Raw genomic sequence first — 6,738 nt, 5'->3', positions numbered from 1 at the left:
TTGAATGAAAAAACTGTCAAGAGCAGTAGAACCAGGGCACAATGCATAAGGCTCTCGCAATTTTCATGGGCGGGGGCGAATAGTGCTCCTATTCATGAAGGTTTAACCGGTAACCGGTTATTGTTATTTGTTTGTCTCTTTAAGCTTTTTGACATACTCTGAAACCCATTCTCTCAACGTAACGCCTTCCAAACTCGGACGACAACGCACTGTCTCAGCACGCAACCATGCCATTACCTCCGAGAGGATATCCAAACTTTCACAGCAAATCACATGATAGATCGAAAGTAGCTCAATTATTATTTGAGTGGAAAGAAGCATGTATTTGTTTGTCATTTTTTCGGTTTCTATCTCTTCGGCTAACTTTTTGATTTCCTCGATAGAGATACCAAAAAAATCAGCGATTGTAGGGTCAATCTCAAGCCCCTTTCCTCGCTCAAATATTGAGTAGATATGTTCCAATAATGGGAACAACCTCTCTTCTCCTTCTACTACCATCCATCCCTCTGAAACTTCACAGGCAGACTCACATATCATATCCATCTCGCTCCCAAAATCTACCTCACAATCCTCGCTCCCAAAATTTACCTCACCATCGATACCGCTACCCTGTCCATGAAGCAACTGAGCCGGCACCTTTCTTAGGACGATCTGTTCGCCTCTGTTGTTATTGTCAAGCCTCTTTTCAACTGTTACATAAGAGGTCTCTCGACATATAAGGCCGTATTTCTTAGACAAACGAACCAACTCGTCGCCGACTGCATTGCCGTCCTTTCGCCTGCCCTGTCTGGAACCGGTTGTTGCAAGGCTGTTTTCCTCAACTTCTCTTATCTTTTCCCGTGCCCACAGCACAGGTATAGGTATGGCGTTACCATTAACTTTTCTCAGTGGCACTGTCCAACCATTGTGTCTTTTGCCATTTATAGTGCCGGTTATCTGTATTGCATCCTGGTTTAAAATCTCAGAGTCTCTTGTCTTTGCAAATATACAGATCGATCCCCCTTCATAAACTACAGGGCTAACAGGTACCTGGTCAAGATCAACACGCCCTGTGATCTCTACATCTCTGATACATACTCCTTGTGTCTTACTGAAAAACCCCAATGCCTTTGCCTCAATGTCAGCGACATCAGGAGAGATAAATGTAGCGATAGCGCCCGACATTGAAGCCGCCTGCTTGATCAGGTAATCATTGCTTCCATACCCTATGCCTACGATAAAGAGTTGGTTTTTCCTCGAATTAGACTTGATAAGCTGAAAAATCCCCTCTTCATTTCCCGTTAGGCCGTCTGTGAGCATTATAATGCTTCTTCTAATATCAGGTGTAACAGGGATGCTGAATACGTGCTGTAGTAAAGGAAGTATCTCGGTACCGCCCAAGTTGGCGTCTATCTTTGAAACGAAATCCAAGGCAGCGTCCTTATTGCCTCTATTGTACGTAACGCTTAACGGGAAGGCGTTACTATAAGAAGAGCCAAAGACGTATAAATTAAACAACATCCCCTCCTTCAGTGTGTTTAAAATAGCGGCTTTAACGATACGCTTTGCGGCTTGTATAGGGGCGTTTTGCATAGAACCGGAACAGTCTACCAGGAAGATTATCTCTTCAGAGGTATCGTTTCTTTCCGTTATCTCAGGATCGTTGATGTTATTTACAAAATCCACCTGTATAAACCTGTCGTTACCGTCGTCATACACAAACCCCCTCGTGGTAAAATCTCCCTTATACTTGACGTTAAGGACAAAATCCCTGTCCATTACGTTGGCATTGGATGTGAGACTAACCGTGATGCTATCGTTATTGAAATTATTACTGACTTTATGAGAAGGCGATTCTATGGCTAATATATCCTCTTTGCCGTATACGTTTATACTAAGGTTTAAAGAGTACGTGGACTGTGGCGTAAACGGTGGATTTACCAACTCGTCTACCGGGATGCCGTCAACGTCTTCAGCGTAATCCGGCACATATCGAGGCGCTATGGTTGTGGGTAATGCAAACCTGACCTCGTCCTTATTGACGTCAAGCATGGTGACATAGAGTATTTCCAATGCTACAACGTCACCTGCCAGAATATTGCCAACAGAGAGGGTAAAGATATTGGGCTTTTCCTCATCCAGGAGAAAAGCGCCATGCCCCTCAGAGATGGCCTTATCGTAAATATGGAATGCCCTGTCCCTTTCTTCAATCTCCCCTTCAAGCACCCTGTCACCAGTTGTTACCTTAAAGCCACAGACGGAACAATCGGTAGGGAGAGGGAATTTATATACCGCCTCTATGGCAGTAGGCTCTGCGTTTTTGAATCGTTGGATTATCTTCACACGTGCACCCCTGCCAATAATAGCCCCATGCACTTCAACTGCCGTCAGAGGGACCGCAACCTGATTTGTTGTAAGAAGTCCAAAACTTGAATCAAACATCTCCATTCCCCTTAAGTATCGTCTTTGATAATTTGACAACGTCAAATATTTTTTGCCTTTCGTTCTCTTCTATATCCTTCCTGACGTGGATTTCCAGGCCAGGGATTATTTCATACTTAAACCAAACCTGCCGAGTCGTTTCGGCTTTAGGTACTTCGCTTGATCTATCAAGGTTGATGATATCTTTTAGCCTCATCCCGTTTTCCTGCATACCCTTGATCTGTCGCAGCTTGGCTATATGACTGTCGTTATAGAAGCCTCCACGGCCCCTGCCTTCCGGTGGTTCGATTATGCCAGAGCTGACATAGTACCGGATGGTTCTCAGACTGAACCCTGTTATCTCAGATACTTCTGTGATGAGGTACTTTTTATTTGACATGATTTATTATAACACCATACTGTCGTAATATCAAGTATAATTTTTTGCGGATATGTTCCCAATATATGACAAAATAAAATTCTTGTTGTAAAAAATCCTGTGATGATATCCTGAAGAAAGAAAGGGGCGGTTTAACAATGCACGGCAATAAGGAGAGTCAAGGAAGGGGTTGAAATATAAAGAAGATACACAGCCGTTGTTAATACTGTCACGGTATCGTTTGGAGTAAGCCTACCTCCCCAGGAGTCTCAAAATTCCCCGCAATACCGCCAGTGGATGTGGTGGACAGCCTGCAATGGCCAAGTCGGGTTTGAGACCGACCAACGCACTGCGGTCCAGGGCCGGTGAGCCTACAAAAACCCCCCCCGTTGATGGCGCATGCACCACAGAGTACCAACATCCTCGGCAGGGTAATAACCCTCAACGTATCCTCAACAACGGTGGCCATGTTATGTGTCATCGGTCCCGTTATGAGCAAACCATCGGCGTGCAACGGCGTGGACGTAAAGTCTATGCCAAAGCGTTGGATGTCATACCTGGCGTTTGAGAGTTCGGCCAGTTCCAGCTCACAGCCGTTGCACCCCCCGGAAGAGATGTTGAAAAGGCTCAGGGAGCGTTTAAACAGACTGAAACTGCCTGCCTCCAGGACGGGGGTCTTGTTCTCTACGGTGATGACCATCGACTGCGGGTTGGTTGTTGCCAGGTCTACACCGTTTGAGAATCTGATCTTTCCCTCCGGACACGCCCGCTCACACTCAGGACAAAAGAGGCATCGCCGCAGGTCTATTCTGACAGGATTGACCCTCACCGCATACGTGGGACAGACCTCCGCACACCTGAAACATGCGTTGGGACAGGGAATGTCCAATATCTCCGGTAACCCGCGAAACCTGCCATCGGGCAACGCATTGGCAACATCCTTTATGCCACAGGAAGTGAAAAATCCCGTCGCCTTAAACGACTCAAGCATACCGCCTCACCTGTGTAAATTTGCCACGCTGATTGATCTACACATCAACAGCTTTGTCATCACTACTAACGATATAATTTTACCGATGTATTGGTCAAGTGTTCCTGTAAAGGAGACAAGCAGTAGTGTTGCTATTATTACGTTGTTTGTCTCCGTACAGAAATATTTACAGGAAAACAAATTCGTATCCTCTTAAAAAAGAATGGTAAACGGTTTCGCAGGAAGGGGTCAAGGGGGCTGGCCCCCTTGCAGGGGGTTCTGAAGGGGGGCGGAGCCGCCCCTTTCTTTCTTTTGCTACCATGAAATATAAAGAAGATACACAAATTCCCTATCACCTATGGTTGACATACTATAGTGTATGTATGTTACCTTATGTTTTTGGGAGTTTAAAATGGCGTAGTAAGGATTATCACAAAGGAGTTATTAATTATCTGATGCCCAGGATATAAAGGGCTTGATTTTGCATTGTGATAAACAAGGGAGTATAGGACATGTCTCTGTACTTAATAGACGGTACCGCCAATATATACAGGGCGTTTTTTGCAATACGCAACCTTAGCAACTCCAAGGGATTGCCGACAAACGCGATATACGGCTTTGTCAACATGTTCTTTAAGCTGATAAAGGACAGAAACGCCGCTGCCATAGCCGTGGCCTTCGACAGTGCCGGGCCAACGCAGCGACACCGCCTCTATCCCGCATACAAGGCCCAACGCCCCCATCCCCCCGATGAGCTGATAGCACAACTGGCACCCATCAGGGACATCCTTCAGGCGTTGGACGTCAAGACCTTCGCAATACCCGGGGTTGAGGCCGATGACATCCTGGCCACCGTTGCCAAAAGGGCTGCCTCCGAGGGGATTGACGTCTACATCGTCTCATCGGACAAGGACCTCCTCCAGGTGCTGGAGCCTCGCATACGCATCTACGACCCGATCAAGGACGTTGAACTCGACGTGCAACACGTGATCCGGCGTTTTGGTCTGCCACCGGACAGGGTAACGGAGGTCATGGCGTTGACCGGGGATACCTCCGATAACATCCCAAGGGTCAAGGGCGTTGGAGAAAAAACGGCCGTTGAACTCCTGCGACAGTTTAGTTCCCTCGACGAGCTTATCAACAATCCCTCAAGGATTGCCAACAAACGCATCAGAAGCCTTGTCCTCGATAGCGTTGACAATATCAGATTGAGCAAACAGCTCGTGACAATCGACACAGACCTGCCAATGGAGATAGACGTTGACGGCCTTTTTGCGGAGCGAAAGCCCAACCGCAGCAGGCTGATGGCGCTGTTTACCGAGTACGAGTTTTCATCCTTTATGAGATTCATCCCACCCGCAGAGGCTTTAACTGAATCAAAGACTGAGATTGAGGTAGTCACCGGCACAGAGGGCATAGGCTTGCTTGAGACATCGACGCTACAACTTGTCTCCTTGAGGGTCGCCACGGACGCCGCCAACAACCCTGCTGCAATAGCCCTGGCAGTCGATGGTAAGACCGGATATTACGCTCAATACACGGATGACAACATACAACTGAGGGATGTCCTGAATCCACTGTTGAGCAATACGGCAAAGGTCGGCCATGACATCAAGGGTGTCCTGCATGTCCTTGCTCGCATTGGAGTCAACACGGCGGGCTATCTATATGACACGATGATAGCATCTTATCTGCTCAACCCCAACAGGGAAGCACACCGGTTCGCCGATATATTGACCGAATATCTGGCTTATGATCACGCAACAGGTCTCAATCCGGTCCGCACCCTGGCTGAAGAGGCCGTTGTCAACCTCAGACTCAGGGAGGTGCTCTTTGACAGGCTTGGACAGGCCGGTTTGCTAGGTCTCTACGACGAAATTGAGATGCCCATAGTCTACGTCCTCAGGGATATGGAGGCCAACGGCATAAAGCTCGACACCGCGCTGATAAGTGACCTGTCAACCCAGGTCGGGCAACAGATGGCAAGCATCGAGCGTCGGATTTACATGTTGGCAGGGGAGGAGTTTAACATCAACTCGCCCAAGCAGCTCAGTGAGGTGTTGTTTACGAGGCTCAAGTTGCCGACACAGAGAAAGACAAAGACCGGTTATTCCACAGACAACGCCGTCCTGGAGGCCCTGGCGCTTAAACACGAACTGCCCGCAGAGATAATCGAGTTCAGGACCCTTGCCAAGCTCAAACACACCTATCTGGACACCCTTGCAACCTACGTAAACCCAGCCACCGGCAGACTTCATACGACCTTTAATCAGACCGCCACGGCCACCGGCAGGTTGAGCAGTTCGGAGCCAAACCTCCAGAACATCCCCGTTTCGGGTCACTGGGGGCAACAGCTCAGGGGTGCCTTTGTGGCCGAGGCTGGGAACTGTCTGTTGAGTGCCGATTATTCGCAGATCGAGCTGCGGGTCCTTGCGCACCTCAGTGGCGATGTCTCACTCGTGGAGGCATTTGTTGCGGGCGAGGACGTCCACGACAGGACGGCACGGGAGGTCTTTAACGTCCAGGGAGGTGCGGTGACTGCCGATATGCGCCGCATTGCAAAGACGATCAACTTTGGCATAATCTATGGCATGTCCCCCCACGGGCTTTCCGAGGCACTCAAGATATCACACGAGGACTCCAGGCGATACATAGACGTCTTTTTTCAGCGGCACGAAGGCGTCAAGTCGTACATCGACAGGGTCATTGAGGAGACCAGGCGTCGTGGGTTTGCGGAGACGCTCAAGGGCCGGAGGAGGCCTATCTTTGATCTGAACAGCAGCAACCACAATCGTCGCACGCAGGCCGAACGTCTTGCCATCAATACCCCCGTGCAAGGCTCTGCCGCAGACATCATCAAGGTGGCCATGGTAAACGTCCACAGTGCCCTTGTGGCAAGCGGATTCAGTGCCAGGATGCTCCTTCAGATCCACGACGAACTGCTCTTTGAGGTCCCCGAAGTTGAGGTTGACACGACAAAGGCGCTTGT

General features: G+C 48.8%; 4 protein-coding genes. 1 reads left to right on the top strand and 3 read right to left on the bottom strand.

Going from position 1 to position 6,738, the window contains the following annotated elements; translation table 11 throughout:
- Positions 1 to 123: 123 nt before the first annotated feature.
- The 3 genes from HWQ67_RS10710 to HWQ67_RS10700 all read right to left on the bottom strand — a co-directional run bounded on the left by HWQ67_RS10710 (position 124) and on the right by HWQ67_RS10700 (position 3,770).
- On the bottom strand, positions 124 to 2,421 hold the full coding sequence (locus HWQ67_RS10710) for a VIT and vWA domain-containing protein (protein ID WP_218252683.1): 2,298 nt from the start codon (positions 2,419 to 2,421) through the stop codon (positions 124 to 126).
- Complete coding sequence (locus HWQ67_RS10705) at positions 2,414 to 2,800, bottom strand: helix-turn-helix domain-containing protein (RefSeq protein WP_218252682.1); 387 nt, start codon at positions 2,798 to 2,800, stop codon at positions 2,414 to 2,416. The genes HWQ67_RS10710 and HWQ67_RS10705 overlap by 8 nt, the downstream gene beginning before the upstream one ends.
- 208 nt (positions 2,801 to 3,008) lie before the next feature.
- Positions 3,009 to 3,770 (bottom strand): hypothetical protein, encoded by a 762-nt coding sequence (locus tag HWQ67_RS10700; RefSeq protein WP_218252681.1) that lies wholly within the window; start codon positions 3,768 to 3,770, stop codon positions 3,009 to 3,011.
- 491 nt (positions 3,771 to 4,261) lie between these two features.
- Between HWQ67_RS10700 and polA the strand changes: the two genes are divergently transcribed.
- On the top strand, positions 4,262 to 6,738 hold a 2,477-nt coding region (gene polA, locus HWQ67_RS10695), incomplete at its 3' end, for a DNA polymerase I (RefSeq protein WP_218252680.1).

The sequence above is a fragment of the Candidatus Magnetobacterium casense genome (assembly GCF_019173545.1).
Lineage (GTDB): Bacteria > Nitrospirota > Thermodesulfovibrionia > Thermodesulfovibrionales > Magnetobacteriaceae > Magnetobacterium > Magnetobacterium cryptolimnobacter.
Note: the sequence above shows the minus strand (reverse complement) of the source record. Positions and strands in the feature narration are given on the sequence as shown.

Excerpts from the sequence above, each read along its gene's own strand:
- HWQ67_RS10710 (WP_218252683.1), bottom strand. The coding sequence starts at position 2,421 with ATGTTTGATTCAAGTTTTGGACTTCTTACAACAAATCAGGTTGCGGTC.
- HWQ67_RS10705 (WP_218252682.1), bottom strand. The coding sequence starts at position 2,800 with ATGTCAAATAAAAAGTACCTCATCACAGAAGTATCTGAGATAACAGGG.
- HWQ67_RS10700 (WP_218252681.1), bottom strand. The coding sequence starts at position 3,770 with ATGCTTGAGTCGTTTAAGGCGACGGGATTTTTCACTTCCTGTGGCATA.